The 15,536-nt window shown below is 64.4% G+C and carries 13 protein-coding genes; 8 read left to right on the top strand and 5 right to left on the bottom strand.

All coding sequences use genetic code 11. The features are described from left to right. Positions 1–6: 6 nt before the first annotated feature. Together LPJ38_RS31770 and LPJ38_RS31775 are read right to left on the bottom strand one after the other, a co-directional pair. Positions 7–876 carry a branched-chain amino acid ABC transporter permease gene (locus tag LPJ38_RS31770; protein WP_145628933.1) on the bottom strand — a complete coding sequence of 290 codons (870 nt, stop codon included), beginning with the start codon at positions 874–876 and terminating at the stop codon, positions 7–9. Between the two features lie 168 nt (positions 877–1,044). Continuing rightward, the gene (locus LPJ38_RS31775; RefSeq protein WP_145628935.1) at positions 1,045–2,223 is read right to left on the bottom strand and encodes an ABC transporter substrate-binding protein; all 1,179 of its coding nucleotides are present in this window, start codon (positions 2,221–2,223) and stop codon (positions 1,045–1,047) included. A gap of 440 nt (positions 2,224–2,663) precedes the next feature. Between LPJ38_RS31775 and LPJ38_RS31780 the strand changes: the two genes are divergently transcribed. Beyond that, entirely contained in the window at positions 2,664–2,957 is a 294-nt protein-coding gene (locus LPJ38_RS31780) for a hypothetical protein (RefSeq protein ID WP_145628937.1), read from the top strand. Positions 2,958–3,030: 73 nt separating this feature from the next. On the opposite strand, the gene purU is transcribed toward LPJ38_RS31780, so the two are convergent. After that, a complete protein-coding gene (gene purU, locus LPJ38_RS31785) occupies positions 3,031–3,894 on the bottom strand; it encodes a formyltetrahydrofolate deformylase (RefSeq protein ID WP_145628939.1) in 864 nt (287 codons plus the stop codon). 157 nt (positions 3,895–4,051) lie between these two features. Between purU and LPJ38_RS31790 the strand changes: the two genes are divergently transcribed. Continuing rightward, positions 4,052–4,888, top strand: a complete 837-nt coding sequence (locus LPJ38_RS31790; RefSeq protein WP_145628941.1) for a uroporphyrinogen-III synthase — start codon at positions 4,052–4,054, stop codon at positions 4,886–4,888. A 22-nt stretch (positions 4,889–4,910) separates the two neighbouring features. Here the strand turns inward: LPJ38_RS31790 and LPJ38_RS31795 are convergent, their stop codons facing one another. Beyond that, complete coding sequence (locus tag LPJ38_RS31795; protein WP_145628943.1) at positions 4,911–7,970, bottom strand: CHAT domain-containing tetratricopeptide repeat protein; 3,060 nt, start codon at positions 7,968–7,970, stop codon at positions 4,911–4,913. Between the two features lie 412 nt (positions 7,971–8,382). On the opposite strand from LPJ38_RS31795, the gene LPJ38_RS31800 reads away from it, so the two are divergent. After that, complete coding sequence (locus LPJ38_RS31800) at positions 8,383–9,645, top strand: MFS transporter (protein ID WP_145628945.1); 1,263 nt, start codon at positions 8,383–8,385, stop codon at positions 9,643–9,645. A 6-nt stretch (positions 9,646–9,651) separates the two neighbouring features. Here LPJ38_RS31800 and LPJ38_RS31805 read toward each other — a convergent pair whose 3' ends face one another. Beyond that, entirely contained in the window at positions 9,652–10,326 is a 675-nt protein-coding gene (locus LPJ38_RS31805) for a Crp/Fnr family transcriptional regulator (protein WP_145628947.1), read from the bottom strand. 304 nt (positions 10,327–10,630) lie between these two features. Here LPJ38_RS31805 and LPJ38_RS31810 point away from each other — a divergent pair, with 304 nt between their 5' ends. The 5 genes from LPJ38_RS31810 to LPJ38_RS31830 are packed head-to-tail and all read left to right on the top strand — an operon-like array spanning position 10,631 to position 15,502. After that, the gene (locus LPJ38_RS31810; protein ID WP_404437284.1) at positions 10,631–11,485 is read left to right on the top strand and encodes an ABC transporter ATP-binding protein; all 855 of its coding nucleotides are present in this window, start codon (positions 10,631–10,633) and stop codon (positions 11,483–11,485) included. Next, on the top strand, positions 11,482–13,413 hold the full coding sequence (locus tag LPJ38_RS31815; RefSeq protein WP_145628949.1) for a long-chain fatty acid--CoA ligase: 1,932 nt from the start codon (positions 11,482–11,484) through the stop codon (positions 13,411–13,413). Before LPJ38_RS31810 ends, LPJ38_RS31815 begins: the two co-directional genes overlap by 4 nt. Beyond that, on the top strand, positions 13,410–13,535 hold the full coding sequence (locus LPJ38_RS31820; RefSeq protein ID WP_231088460.1) for an ABC transporter: 126 nt from the start codon (positions 13,410–13,412) through the stop codon (positions 13,533–13,535). Before LPJ38_RS31815 ends, LPJ38_RS31820 begins: the two co-directional genes overlap by 4 nt. After that, positions 13,532–14,425: a branched-chain amino acid ABC transporter permease gene (locus LPJ38_RS31825; RefSeq protein WP_145628951.1), complete on the top strand. Its 894-nt coding sequence runs from the start codon at positions 13,532–13,534 to the stop codon at positions 14,423–14,425. The genes LPJ38_RS31820 and LPJ38_RS31825 overlap by 4 nt, the downstream gene beginning before the upstream one ends. 3 nt (positions 14,426–14,428) lie before the next feature. Continuing rightward, complete coding sequence (locus tag LPJ38_RS31830; protein ID WP_145628953.1) at positions 14,429–15,502, top strand: branched-chain amino acid ABC transporter permease; 1,074 nt, start codon at positions 14,429–14,431, stop codon at positions 15,500–15,502. The last annotated feature ends 34 nt before the right edge of the window (positions 15,503–15,536 follow it).

Here is a 15,536-nt window from a genome sequence, read left to right on the forward strand (position 1 = left end):
GCGAACTCACCGCGCGGCCGTGCGGCCGAACAGGCCGTTCGGGCGCCAGATCAGGATCACGATCATCATGGTGTAGATCACGAAGGGTCCCATCTTCGGCACGTAGTATTTTCCGGCGACGTCGCCGATGCCGAGCAGCAGGGAGGCCAGGAACGGCCCGGTGATCGAGGAGGAGCCGCCGACGGTGACCACGATCAGGAAGTAGATCATGAACTTCAGCGGGAAATAGGGATCGAGGCCGAGGATCTCGGCGCTCAGCGCGCCGCCGAGCCCAGCGAGTCCGCAACCAAAGGCAAAGGTGAAGGCGAACACCTGCGGCACGTTGATGCCCAGGCCGCTGGCGGCGCGGGGATCATCGACTGCGGCACGCAGGCGGCTGCCGAAGCGGGTTTTCGCCAGCACCAATTGGAGACCGATGGTGAGCAGGCCGCAGATCACGATGATCATCAGCCGGTAGCGGCCGATGCCGACACCGAACACGTCGAACTGGCCCTGGAGCGCGGCCGGCAGATCGATGAAGACGCGCGAGGAGCCCTGGATGTAGTCGACGGCCGCGACCGACATGAAGGTCAGGCCGATGGTGAACAGAACCTGGTCGAGATGGCTGCGCGCATAGAGATGGCGGTAGAGCGTGCGTTCGAGCGCGATGCCGATGGCCGCCGCGGAGACGAAGGCGAGCGGCAGCGCGGCGAAGAACGGCCAGCCCATCCGATTGACCAGCACCATGCAGATGTAGCCGCCGGCCATCGCGAAAGCGCCATGGGCGAGATTGACGAAGTTCATCAGCCCGAGCGTGACCGCGAGCCCGCAGGCGAGCACGAACAGCAGCATGCCGTAGGCAACGCCGTCGAACAAATTGGTGAGGATTGCGGTCATCGTTTCAGCTTGGGTTGTCCGGTCATGGCCGGGCTCGTCCCGGCCATCCTCGTTCTTGTCTAGGCTTCCGCTTGGATGCCCGGGTCAAGCCCGGGCATGACGCGGAGCAAGGGGCATGAGATCCCCGATGCACGCTAAGCGCGCTCGGGGATGACGCGCTTTCGCGCGTCACTTCTTGGTCTTGCCGAGATCCTTGACGGCCTCGAACGTCGCGAACTCGACATTGTAGAGCTCGCCGTCGACCTTCTCGACCTTGCGGATGTAGATGTTCTGCACGATGTCGCGGGTCTCGGGATCGATCGAGATCGGGCCGCGCGGGCTTTCCCACTTCTGCCCCTTCATGGCTTCGATCAGCTTGTCGCCGTTGGTGTCGCCACCCGTCTTCTTCAGCGCCTCGTAGATCAGGTGGATGCCGTCATAGCCGCCCACGGCCATGAAGCCCGGACGGTTGCCGAACGCCTTCTTGTAGGCGGCGACGAAATCCTTGTTCATCTGCGAGGGATGCGCCGCCGAGTAGAGATGCGCGGTGACGGTGCCGAGCACGGCGTCGCCCATGTTGTTGAGCAGGTCGTCATCCGTGACGTCGCCGGGTCCGATCACCTTGATACCGGCCTTGTCAAGGCCGCGCTCGGCATATTGCTTCATGAAGTTGCCGCCCTGGCCGGCCGGCACGAACACGAAGATCGCATCGGGCTTGGCGTCCTTCATGCGCTGGAGGAACGGCGCGAAATCCGGGTTGGCGAGCGGCGTCTTGACCTCCTCGACCACCTCGCCGCCGCCGGCGGTGAAGTGCTGCTTGAAGAAGTTGAGCGCGTCATTGCCCGGCGCGTAATCGGAGGTCAGCGTCGCCACCTTCTTGATGCCGTTCTTGACGGCCCAGTCACCGATGATGGTCGAGGACTGCGCCAGCGTGAAGCTGGTGCGCACGATGTAGGGCGAGCGCTCGGTGATGATGGAGGTGCCGGCCGCCATCACGACTTCCGGAATCTTGGCCTGCGTTGCCAGCGGGGCGGCCGCGAGTGCGGCGGGCGTCACGCCGAAGCCGGCGATGAAATTGACCTTGTCGTTGACGATCAACTCCTGCGCAGCCGTCTTGGTCTTGTCCGGGATCGCCGCGTCGTCCTTGAGGATGATCTCGACCTTCTTGCCGGCAACGGTGTCGCCCTTCTGCTGCATGTAGAGCTTGATCGCGTTCTCGATCTGCTTGCCGGTCGAGGCCTGGCCGCCGGTCATCGGCAGGATCAGGCCGATTTTGACGGCGTCCTGCGCCTTCGCCGGCGCGACAGCAGCGAGGCCTGAGATTGCGGCCACCGCAGCGGCCCAAGACAATTGCTTGCGTACGAACATCAGATGTCCCTCCCCTTTCATTCCTGACTTTTTGCCCTGAACCGCGTGCCCGGTCCTTGCCGCGCTTCAGCTTGCGGACAAGCCATGCCGTGCGGCCACATGGCGTCCTCTGCAACCCCGTTGTCAATCGGACGTTGGGCGACCATTGGGCGCAAGTGCGGTCATGATCGCGACAGCGGAAAGAGATTTGTACGATTGTACAAATAAAATGGTCTTGTCAACGACAAAGCCGATTGCTGAGCTAGCTGTCGCCCCACCTGAATACGCCATGTATACATATTCAGGTGTGCAGCCCATATCAAGGGTCAGAATCCCCTATCAAAATACCTTCTTGTATACAAAGGAATAAGTCGTCGAATAGGCGGATTTTACCTATTGAGGGTTAGAGTTTGGCCGGTTCGGCCTCCCGTCCCCGCGCCCGATTGGGCACGACGTAGAAGATGCACATGCGTTTCCGCTCAGTTTCGATCGTTGCCGTCGTCGCGCTGCTGGCTTCCAGCCTTGCCGGCTGCGGCACCGTCAACGAAAGGCTCTCGGCCGGCGTGGGCGATTACGTTCCGCAATGGGCCGGCGGCCTGCCGGCTGACGCCCCGCCGCGGCCGGGCACGCCGCAATACGACGCCTACATGAAGGAGCGCGAGCGCAAGCGGTTGATGCCTGCGGCGGATCGCGAAAAGGAAGAGCAGGCGCAGAAGGGGGCGACGGGGACTACGTCAGGTGGCGCGGTGCGCTGAGCGGCGAATGGCGAATAGGGAGTAGCGAATAGAAAGGCGCTTTTTCCACTCGCTACTCGCCACTCCCCATTCGCTAATCCACGAACACCACGGTCTTGCGGCCGTTGAGGATGACGCGGTCGTCGAGATGGTAGCGGATCGCGCGGGCGAGCACGCGGCGCTCGATGTCGCGGCCCTTGCGGACCAGATCTTCCGGCGTATCGCGATGGCTGATGCGCTCGACGTCCTGGTCGATGATCGGGCCCTCGTCGAGGTCGCGCGTAACGTAATGCGCGGTGGCGCCGATCAGCTTGACGCCGCGCTCATGGGCCTGGTGATAGGGTTTTGCGCCCTTGAAGCCCGGCAGGAACGAGTGGTGGATGTTGATGCAGCGGCCCGACAGTTTCGCCGAGAGGTCGTCGGACAGGATTTGCATGTAGCGGGCGAGCACCACGAGATCGGTCTTCGTGTCGCCGACGAGGTCCATGATCTGGCCCTCCTGCTCGCGCTTGGTCTCCTTGGTCACGGGCAGATGGTGGAACGGGATGCCGCCGAAATCGAGCCCGGCATAGACCTCGCGCGGATGATTGGAGACGATCGCCGTGGGGACCATGGGCAATTCGCCGGTGCGCCAGCGATAGAGGATATCGACCAGGCAATGGTCGGACTTCGACACCAGCAACATCACCTTGCGATGCGCGGCGCGGTCGCGCATCTGCCATTCCATGCCGAAACGTTCGGCGATTGCCGCAAAGCCGGTCTGGAGCGCCGACAGTTCCACGGCGAGGTCGGCCGCGGTGAACACCACCCGCATGAAGAATTTCTTGGTCTCGACGTCGTCGAACTGCTGGGCGTCGAGAATATTCTGTCCGTTATGGGCGAGGAACGTCGACACCGCCGAGACGATGCCCGGGCGATCCGGACAGGAGAGGGTCAGGACATATTGATGATCGGGCATGGTGATGAACAGGCTTGGCTCTTGATGAAGGTTTGTGCAACAGCCGCGGAACGACCGCGATTTGCGCCCTGCTCTATCACCGACCCTGCCCTTGCGCCAATCCCGCCCGCAGAGTCAGGATGAACGTAGCATTGCGACTTTACACGGGAGTCCCCCCATGGCCGACCGCTTGAACGGCACCCGCATCCTGATCCTGGAAACGCGCGAGGAGGCGCAATTCTCGAAGCTCCTCGCCGAGCAGGGCGCCGAGGTCGTGCAGTGCCCGATGTTCACCATCGAGGACGCGCCGGACCCGGCCCCCGTCGAGGCCTGGATCCGCCGCGCCGTCGAACGGCCGTTCGACGATCTCGTGCTGATGACCGGCGAAGGCCTGCGGCGGATCATGAAGCTCGCGGGCGCGCGTGGGCTCGACCAGGCTCTCGTGGCCGCGCTTGCCAAACCTCGAAAATTCACCCGGGGCCCGAAGCCCGGCAGGGCGCTGCGGGAGGTTGGCCTCGAGGCGCAGCAGACCACGGAGAAGCCGACCACCGAGGGCGTGATCGAAATGCTTGGCGGGCTCGACCTGAAGGGCCGGCGCCTCGGCCTCCAACTCTATCCGGACAAGGACCACAGCGCGCTGACCGGCGCGCTTGCTGCGCAAGGTGCTGAGGTCGATACCGTGCTGCCCTATGTCTACGATTCCAAGGCGGCGGACGCCAACATCGTCGCCGCGATCGACGACATGGCGGGCGGGCGGATCGATTCCATCGCGCTGACCAATCTCGGCCAGGTTCGCCGTCTGGTCGAAGCCGCGAAGGCGCATGGCGTCGAGGCACGCCTTCGCGCCGGGCTCGAGCGGACGCTGATCGCCTCGGTCGGCCCGGCAGTCTCCGGCGAGCTCGCCACGCATGGTCTGCGCGCGGACGTCTCGCCGCCGGAGGACGCCTATTTCATGCGCCCGCTGATCTCGGCCATGGCCGCAGCGCTGGCCGAGCGGAAGCCGGCGACGCGCTGATCCCAAGGGGGAGCCGCTGCCGCTACATCGCGGCATTGCCCACGAGCACGAACGGCGCCCAGATGCCGGGCTGTGCATTCGCGCCGCCCCTCGCAATCAGGGCCGAGATCGAGCGACGCAGCGCCTCCGCGCGGCCGATATCGGCATGTCCCTTGAGGGCATCGATCGCACCGGTGGTGATGACGACGGCGGCATCGGAGTTGACCGCCCAGTGCGACACCAGGAGTGCGCGCGTGCCCGCATAGAAGAAGGCCCTTGCAAGGCCGGAGAAGGCTTCCGAATTGGCTGCCTGACCGCCGGCCGTGTTGCAGGCCGACAGGATCACCCAGTCGGCGTCGAGCTTGAGACCGGATATTTCGGACGATGAGAGATAGCCGTCGTCGGCGGGTGTCGGCGCTGCCGGCGGGCTCAGGATCAGCCCGGGCTCGATCGAGCCACGCACCTGCCCCGCGAGCGCGCCATGCGTCGCGAAATGCAGAATGCGATATTTTGCGAGATCGCCGCTCTGGCTGAGCGTCTTCATCCTCGTCTCGGATGCATCATTGGCGAGGACGACATCGCCTTTGACGGGTGCGAAGCTGCTGGCCACCGCACACAATTCGAGCGCGGTTTCCGGCAGCGGCATCTGGCGCCTGAGCTGCACAATGTCCGCCGTGCCGCCCGACAGCGCGTCGACCGCGCGCAAGCTCCTTTGCGCGACCTGGGTCGCCTGCGTCGGAAGGGCGGCGCAGGTCTGGATCTGGCGCGCGAGCTTGGCGCGTGTGATCGAAACATCGCTGCGGCCATCGCCGTCGAGCGTGGGATTGCCGACGCCAAGAAACGGCTTCGATGCCGCGCTCTTGCGCGCGACCTGGCGCAGAGCCTTGAGGCTGGAGACGGAGGGCAAGACCGTCGTCGCAAACCGCTTGACCAGCCACGGCGCCTTCGCAAGGTCTCCACCCGCCGCGGGCTTGTCCGTCAACAGGACCTGGAACGGCAGCGTCGCCAGTGGGCCTGACGGCACCAGGATCAACTCCTTGCCATCGATGTCGCGCACGACCGGTCCGAGCAAGGCCTGGTAAAGCGCAAAGGCGCGCTCCTGATCGAACGGCAGCGGCTCGTCTGCGCCCAGAGCAGTCTTGCGGCCGAGCTTCTGGGAACAGCTGGATGCCTTATCCAGCCATGCCTCCGCGTCGAGGCCACAACGCAGCGCCCCGATTGTCTCGTTGAGCTGCTTCTCGCCGAGATCGGCCGCATGCCAGCGCACATCCGCGCGCGTCACCGTCCAGACGAAGGTGGCCCGCGACGTCGTCGTGAACAGCAGCATCGCCTCATTGGGACGGAGCTGCTTCTGGGCGTCCTCAATCGCGATCGGAGTCTTGGTCACCAGCGCCGCATAGTCCGGAAACTGGGTGGCGATCGTGCGATCCAGTTCCCGGATCTGCGCTGCGATGGCCGCGGCACGCTGCCGAAGCGCCTGCTCTGCGGCCGGATTGCGCGCAGCGTTGGCTTGCGAGATCGCCGCCACCAGCGCCTTGTCGGTCGCCACCGCCTGTGCGCCGAGGTCCTGCCGCTCGCGGACGCGGACGGCGAGATCTCCGCGGCCATCTGCGACGCGCGCCGACATCCCGGCGATCGCGCGGGCGGCCTGCTCGTCACCGATCCACTGCGCCGCTTCGAACGCCTGTGACCGCAGGGCGCCTGCCGGACCGCCATCGGTGGCGCTCGCGAGATGGTAGGCGGCAGTGATTAATCCCGGATACGTGTTGGTGTCTTCAGGCGCCCCGAGATCGCTGCGGGTCTCCTCGGCGAACTCTGCGGCACGACGGCCGTTCTGGATCGCCACTGCGCGCGCGAACGCGTCGCTCGCGTGCTGCCAATCCTTCAAATCGAGAAAGTGAGCTCCGAGGTTGGCGAAGCTGTTGGCGACATCAGGATGCTGCTCGCCGAGAGCATGCAGACGGATATCCAGCGCGCGTCGCAGCAGCGGCTCGGCCTCCTGCGCCCGGCCAGTGCTGTCGAGAACGACAGCCAGATTGTTGAGGCTGTTCGCGACCAGCGGATGAGATTGGCCGAGCGCAGCTTCGCGGATGGCGAGGGACCTTCGCGCGAAAGGTTCAGCCTCGGCGTAGCGATCGCCGTCGCCCATCAGCGTCACCAGATTGTCGAGCGCGATGGCAACGTCGAGATGAACAGGACCGACCGCCTTCTCGCGAATGGTCAGCGATTTACGCAAGAGCTGCTCGGCCTCCTGCTTGCGACCGAGATGGGTCCAGGCCTCCGCGAGATTGTTCAGCGCAGTCGCCACGTTCGGATGCGCAGCTCCATAAGTCTTTTCCTGAATTGCGAGGGCGCGTGTCAGCAGCCCCTCGGCCTCGGCATCCCGGCCCTCGCGCGAAAACACCAAAGCGAGATTGTTCAGGCTCGCGGCCACGTCGGGATGATCCGGCCCGAGCGACTTTTCCCTGATGGCCAGAGCCCGGCGCGCCAATTGCTCGGCGTCCTGAAGCCGCCCCTGCGCGCGCCGGAGCTCGCCGAGATTGTTCAGCGTGGCGGTCAGATAGAGACTGTCCGGGCCGTGCTGCTTCTCCTGAAGCGCGAGCGCTTCGGCGAAACTCGCCTCAGCCTCGGGCAACCGGCCCTGCGCGCGATTGACCTCCGCGATGTTGTTCAGCGTCACCGGGATCATGATGTCGGCCTGTCCCGGCGACTTCCTGAAGACCGCGAGGGCGCGGCTGAACAGGTCGAGCGCCTCGGTCTGCCTCATCTGGCGGTGACGGAGGTTGCCGAGCTGCATGCGCGCCAGCGCCGTCGTGAGATGGTCGGGGCCGAGCACGCGCTCGTCGATGGCGATGGCGCGCGACATGTCCCGCTCGGCCTCGCTCAACCGGTTCAGGCCGAGCTCGATCTGGCCGAGCGTGCCGAGCACGGCGGCGACATCGGGATGATTGGGCCCGAGGCTCTTTTCGCGAATCGCAAGTGCGCGCCTCAGCACGGCTTCGGCCTCCGTCGTCTCGCCTTGCGCCTGGAGCGCCTGGCCGAGCACGACCAGCGTGGTTGCCGTCAGCGGGCTTCTCGGACTCGGCGACGAGCTTTCGTGCAAGCCCGATGGCCTCGCCGTAGCGGCCCTCCTTCGCGAGCGACGTGATGCGCTGCATCAACGTCAGCATGTCCTGCGGCCCAGCCCCGACCTGCGAGCTGAGGACACTCACGAGTATCAGGGAACCCAGAAGCCGCGCGGCAAACCTCTGCCAACCTACCCACATGCTTTATCGCTCCGCTCCCCGACCCCGCCGCGCTTACCGGCCACAGCAAGATGAAAACTATGTGACCGCATCATGCGTCGGGACGCGAGCATCATGGCGAGCCCTGTCGCACCTGCGCCAGTCCGACATGCGGTATCCGCCGTGCATGGCGGCATGCGGCAGCTTCGATTGACACGGGCACCGCCGGCGCTAGGTTCGCGCAGAAGAAGAAACAAAAGAAGGAATCGCCGTGACACGCGTCAACACGACGTGAGTGGAGTGGCGCGGTCGTCGGCGCTCGCGCCATTCCGCATCCGCAACTATCGCTTCCAGTGGCCGTCCGACCTGCTCACCTCCTGGGCGTTTGAGGTCGAGACGCTGGTGCTCGGCTGGTACATCCTGGTCGAGACCGGCTCGGTGCTGCTGCTCACCGTGCTTGCATCGCTCCAGTTCGTCGGAACGCTGGTGGCGCCCGTCTTCGGCATGATCGGCGATCGCATCGGTCATCGCGACCTGCTGGTCGTGATGCGGCTCGCCTACACCGTGCTGTCGTCGACCATCATGGTGCTGGCGCTGACCGGTCATTTGTCTCCGCTCAGCGTCATGATCATCGTCGCGATCATGGGCCTCATCCGTCCTTCGGATCTCGGCGTGCGGGGCGCGTTGCTTGCCGAGATCATGCCGCCCGAACAACTGGTCGGAGCCATCAGTGTCGGGCGCACCACCCAGGACAGTGCTCGCATCGCCGGGGCGTTGACGGGCGCCGGACTGTTCGCCGTGCTCGGCATCGGCCTCGTCTATGTCGCGATCGCGTGCCTTTATTTTGTGGCCGCGCTTCTCATGCTCTGCCTGACCCGGCCGAAAAGGACCGTGACCACGAGCGATCTTCCGGCGAACAGCCATGCCATTTCGCGGTTGTTCGGCGACCTCAAGGAAGGGATCGTCTACGCCTGGAACGGTCCGGGCATGCGCGCGGCGCTCTGCGTCGCCTTTCTGGCCAACCTCACCGCGTTTCCGTTTACCGGCGGCTTGCTGCCCTACATCGCGCGCGACATCTTTCTGACCGACCAGACCGGCCTCGGCTATCTGTCGGCGAGCTTCGCCGTCGGCTCGCTGATCGGCTCCGTCACGCTCAGTCTCGTCAGCGGGCTGCGCATTGCCCGGCTTCTGATCGGCGCGACGCTGGCCTGGTACGCCATGCTGCTGGTCTTCGTGGAGGTCAGGACCATGCCGGTGGCGATGGCCTGCCTGGTCCTCGCCGGGATCGCGCAGAGCATGTCGATGATCTCGGCCGCCGTGATCCTGATGCGGACGGCGAGCGCGCATCTGCGCGGCCGCGTCATGGGCGTGCGCATGATGGTAATCTATGGCCTGCCGCTGGGACTGCTCGCGGCCGGCAGCCTGATCGACATCATCGGCTATTCCGCGACCGGCTCGCTCTATGCCGCCTTAGGGATCATCGCGATGCTGGCGATCGCGATCCGCTGGCGCGCCGACCTCTGGCCGGAGCATGCCCCCGCAAACGCGCGGTGACGGGGCCTAATCCCCGTACCCGCGCAGCCGCTCGATATCGAGGATGGTGACGCCGCCATATTCGAGCCGCAGCAGTCCCTCTTTCTCCAGCCGGTTCAGCGCGCGATTGGCATTCTGGCGGGACATGCCGGAGAGCGCGCCGATCTCCTCCTGGGTGATCTCCAGATGCGCGGTCGATTCGGGATAGAGGATCGGGTTGAACAGTGAAGCGATGCTGCGGGCGAGGCGCGCGGTGGCATCCAGCGTGCGGTTGACCTCGAGCATGCCGATGAACTGGCCGAGCCGCTCGTTGAGCTGGCGGACCAGAAAGCGGTTGAAGCCGACGCTGTTCTCGAACAGCCACATGAAGGCGCTGCGTTCCATCAGCGCGACCCGGCTGCCGCGTAGCGCGACCACGTCATAGCGCCGCGGCTCGTTCTTCAGCACGCTGCCTTCGCCGAACCAGGCTCCCGCCGTCAACCCGGCCAGACTCGTCTCCTTGCCGTCGCGTGAGACCCCGCCCATCCGGGCGAGGCCGCTGACCATGCCGGCCCAATAGTCGAAGGTATCGCCACGCATGAACACGGTCTCGCCGGTGCCGTAGGACCGCTCGGTGATTCCGCCGCGTGCGACCTCGATCTCGGCCTGCGTGAGCTCGCGCGACCAGGCGGCGACGCGCTTCAGATGATCCTCTGAAATCATGATCTCGAAGCCAGCCGCACCGTTTCGTCACTCCACCCTTCTGTTGCACTGCAACATCTCATCTCAGCGGTCCATCCGACGAAAGATGGACGCCGCGCCCGCCCGAAAAACTTTGTCGCCGAATTGTCAGGCCGAAGACATTTCAAAATAGCGCTTTCCCGTATTGAGAGCCACCTTGGGCGATGCGGCGTTTGATCCCTGACGGGATCGAAGGCGGCGCGGGGCCGGTCGAGACCAATGGCTGCATGGCCTCACTGGCACGACCGTACTAGGATCGCCCGAAAACAACGGATGAAGAGCGCCGATGAATGCGCCATCACCGGGAGGGATTTGTTTGGTGGCTACCAGTCTCGAAGTGCGCGGCGTGTCCTTGCGATTCGGTGGCGTCCGTGCGCTGACCGATGTCGGCTTCGCTATCCGGGAAGGCGAGCTGTTCTCGATCATCGGGCCCAACGGCGCCGGCAAGACCTCGATCGTGAACTGTATTTCCGGTCGCTACAAGCCGACCGAAGGCCAGCTGTTCTACCAGGGCCGCGACATCACCGGCCTGACGCCGAATGCCCGCGCCTCGCTCGGCATCGGCCGCACCTTCCAGAACCTGGCGCTGTTCCACCATATGAGCGTGCTCGACAACATCATGGTCGGCCGCCATCACCTCCTGAAGAACAATTTCCTCACGGGCTCGCTGTACTGGCTCACCGGCGCCCGCAAGGAGGAACTCGAGCACCGCCGCAAGGTCGAGGAGATCATCGATTTCCTCGATCTGCAGTCGGTGCGCAAAGCCACCGCCGGCACCCTCTCTTACGGCCTGCGCAAGCGCGTGGAACTCGCCCGCGCCATGGCCCTGGAGCCGCGCCTCATCCTCCTCGACGAGCCGATGGCCGGCATGAACTTCGAGGAGAAGGAGGATATGGCCCGCTACATCGTCGATCTCAACGAGGAGTTCGGGATGACCGTGGTGATGATCGAGCACGACATGGGCGTGGTGATGGACATCTCCCATCGCGTCATGGTGCTGGATTTCGGCAAGAAGATCGCCGAGGGCGATCCCGCCGCCGTCCTCGCCGATCCCCACGTCAAGCGCGCCTATCTTGGTGAGGAAGACGAGGTACTGGTCGATCCGGACGATGCCTCACCCGCGCAGGAGAGCGCGGCATGATGGATTATGCAGGGCGCGTCGCGCAGGCCGACACCTATCCCAAGATGCTCCGGCTCAACGCCCAGGAGCATGGCAGCGAGATCGCGCTGCGCGAGAAGGATCTCGGGCTCTGGCGCATCTTCACCTGGAACGACTATCAGAGGCGGGTACGCGATTTCGCACTCGGGCTCGTCGAGCTCGGTCTTGGCCGCGGCGACGTCATCGGCATCATCGGCGACAACCGGCCGGACTGGGTCGCGGCGGAAATCGCGACACATGCGATCGGCGGCCTCAGCCTTGGTCTCTATCGCGACGTACTGGATGAAGAAGCCTCCTATCTCCTGACCTATGGCGAGGCTCAACTCGTCTTCGCCGAGGACGAGGAGCAGGTCGACAAGCTGCTCGCGCTTGCCGAGCGCGTGCCGAAGCTGAAGCACATCATCTATTCCGATCCGCGCGGCATGCGGAAATACGACGATCCCAGGCTGATGTCGGCGGAGAAATTCGCCGAGCTCGGCCGGGCGCGGGCCACGCGGGAGCCGGAGCTTTACGATCGCCTTGTCGACGCGACCAAGGGCGAGGATGTCGCGATTCTCTGCACGACCTCGGGTACCACCTCTCATCCCAAGCTTGCGATGCTCGCCGCCGGCCGCGTGCTCGGCCATTGCGCGACCTATCTCGCCTTCGATCCCAAGGGGCCCGACGACGAATATGTCTCGGTGCTGCCGCTGCCCTGGATCATGGAACAGGTCTACGTGCTCGGCAAAGGCCTGCTCTGCCGGATGAAGATCAACTTCGTCGAAGAGCCTGATACGATGATGAACGATCTGCGCGAGATCGCGCCGACCTTCGTGCTGTTCGCGCCGCGTGTCTGGGAATCGATCGCCGCCGATGTCCGCGCCAAGGTGATGGACGCGACGCCCTTCAAGCAGCGCCTGTTCGACATCGGCATGAAGTCGGGTCTGGCCGCGCTCGCAGAGGGCAAGCGCTCCGGCTTTGCCGACGCCATCCTGTTCCGCGCGCTGCGCGACCGGCTCGGCTTCACCCGCCTACGCTCGGCCGCGACCGGCGGCGCGGCGCTCGGCCCTGAGACCTTCAAGTTCTTTCAGGCGATGGGGGTGCCGCTGCGCACGCTCTACGGCCAGACCGAATTGCTCGGCGCCTACACGCTGCATCCCGAGGGCAAGGTCGATCCCGATACGACAGGCGTGCCGATGGCAGACAGCGTCGAGATCCGGATCGACAATGCCGATGTTCACGGCGTCGGCGAGATCGTGGTGCGGCATCCCAACATGTTCCTCGGCTACTACAAGAACCCCGAGGCCAGCGTCGCCGACATCAAGGACGGCTGGATGTTGTCGGGCGACGCCGGCTACTTCAACGAGAACCGCCAGCTCGTCGTCATCGACCGCATCAAGGACCTCGCCGAGACCTCGCGCGGCGAGCGCTTCTCGCCGCAATTCATCGAAAACAAGCTGAAATTCTCGCCCTACATCGCCGAAGCTGTGGTGTTGGGTGCCGGCCGCGACGCGCTCGCGGCGATGATCTGCATCCGCTACTCCATCATTTCGAAATGGGCGGAGAAGAACCGCCTCTCCTTCACCACCTACAGCGACCTCGCCTCGCGGCCCGAGGTCTATGCGCTGCTCCGGAAGGAGGTCGAGACCGTCAACGCCACGCTGCCGCCGGCGCAGCGCATCTCGCGCTTCCTGCTGCTCTACAAGGAGCTCGATGCCGACGACGGCGAGCTCACCCGCACCCGCAAAGTGCGCCGCAGCGTCATCAACGAGAAATACGCCGGGATCATCGACGCGATCTACCGCGGCGATGCCGACATCCCCGTCGACACCGTGATCCGCTTCCAGGACGGCACCACCCAGCGCGTCCGCACGACGCTGCGCGTGGTCGATCTGCGCGAACACGGGCACATGGCTGAGGCGGCGGAATGAACAAAGTCATCGTCATGCGTGGGCTCGACCCGCGCATCCATCCTCTTCCGAACAAGCTTCCTTCCGCATCGATGGATTGCCGGGTCAAGCCTGGCAATGACGAGCTGGGTCAACCGACATGAACACCGCCTTCCTCTTCCAGCTCCTGGTCAACGGCCTCGTGGTCGGCACGCTCTATGGCGTGGTCGCGATGTCGTTTGTGCTGATCTACAAGGCGACGCAGGTCGTCAATTTCGCGCAAGGTGAATTGCTGCTGGTCGGCGCCTGGGTGTGCTGGGCCTTGCTCGCGAAATACCAGGTGCCGTTCTGGATCGGCATGCCGATCACGCTGGTGTTCATGTTCGTGTTCGGCATCGCCGTCCAGGTCCTGATCCTGCGGCCGATGATCGGCGAACCCATCATCTCGGTGATCATGGTGACGATCGGCCTCTCCACCGTGCTCCAGGCGACGCTGAAATGGATGTTCGGCGTCAACCCGCAGCCGTTCCCCCGCGTGTTCGAGAGCCAGTCGGTCGACCTGTTCGGCCTCCAGATCCAGACCGTCTATGTCATGAGCCTCGTGGTATCGGTCGCGATGATGATCGGCATGGCCTGGTTCTTCCGCGCGTCCAAATACGGCCTTGCGATGCGCGCCACGGCGTTCAATCAGCAGGTCGCGCAGTCGCTCGGCATTTCCGTGAAAAGCGTGTTCGCGATGGCCTGGGCCATCTCGGCTACGGTCTCGGCCGTCGCCGGCGTCGTCGTCGCGGTCGTGAACGGCGTGTCCTCGGGCCTTGCCGCTTACGGCATCAAGGTGTTTCCGGCGGCGATTCTCGGCGGGCTCGACTCCGTCGGCGGCGCCGTGCTGGGTGGCATCATCATCGGGCTGCTCGAGAACGTCGCGCAATATGTCGACAGCGAGTATCTGCACTGGGGCAATCTCTACGAGATCGCGCCGTTCTACGTCCTCATCATCGTGCTGATGATCAAGCCCTACGGGCTATTCGGCACCCACGACATCGAGCGGATTTGATCCATGGCCGGCCCTGCCCTCATCCCCGCTGGTGATTTCCGCACCACGTACGCCGCGGACACCACGATCTTCCCGACCACGACCAGCCGCAATTTTGCGATCGCCGGCGTGCTGCTGCTGTGCCTCGCGCCGCAATTCTTCAGCGGCTACTGGCTGAGCATCCTGATCCAGATCGGCATCTTCTCGATCGCGGCGCTCGGGCTGAACATCCTGGTCGGCTTCACCGGCCAGATCTCGATCGGGCACGCCGCGTTCTTCCTGCTCGGCGCCTTCACCTCGGCCTATATCTCAAACAACGCGCCGATCCCGGTGTTCTTCGCGATCCCGCTCGCCGGCATCGTCACTGCGCTGGTCGGTCTGATCTTCGGGATACCGGCGGCGCGGCTGAAGGGGCTCTATCTCGTCATCGCGACGCTGGCGGCGCAATACATCCTGCTCGACTTCTTCTCCCGCGCGGAGTGGTTCACAGGCGGCTCGGTGCCGGCCAGCGCCAATCCGTTCTCGATCTTCGGCTTCACGCTGCGCGGCGACAGGCAGTATTTCTACGTCGTGCTGGCCTATGTGCTGGCGAGCTACGTCCTCGTCACCAATCTGATGCGCACGCGCGACGGCCGCGCGCTGGTGGCGATCCGCGACCATTATCTCTCCGCCGAGATCATGGGCATCAACCTCACCAAATACCGTACGTTGTCGTTCGGGCTTGCCGCCTTCTTCGCCGGCATCGCCGGCGCGCTCTACGCGCATTATCAGCTCGTGGTCTCGCAGGAAGGTTTCGGCATCGAGCGCTCGATCCTGTTCCTGGCCATGATCATCATCGGCGGTACCGGCTCGATCATGGGCACGCTGATGGGTACCGCCTTCGTGGTGCTGCTGCCCGAGGCGATGGAGTTCGTCAGCCACTATCTCAAGGGCGGCGCGATCGACAAGGCGCTGTCGCTCAACAACAACATCACCTTCCTGCGCGAAATCGCGATCGGGGTGATCATCATCGCGTTCCTGATGTTCGAGCCCGATGGCCTCGCGCATCGTTGGCGACAGATCAAAGCCTATTGGAAACTCTACCCGTTCTCGCATTGAGCGCGGAAACTTCACTTAAACAATAAACAGGAGG

The organism is Bradyrhizobium daqingense (genome assembly GCF_021044685.1).
Classification (GTDB): Bacteria; Pseudomonadota; Alphaproteobacteria; order Rhizobiales; family Xanthobacteraceae; genus Bradyrhizobium; species Bradyrhizobium daqingense.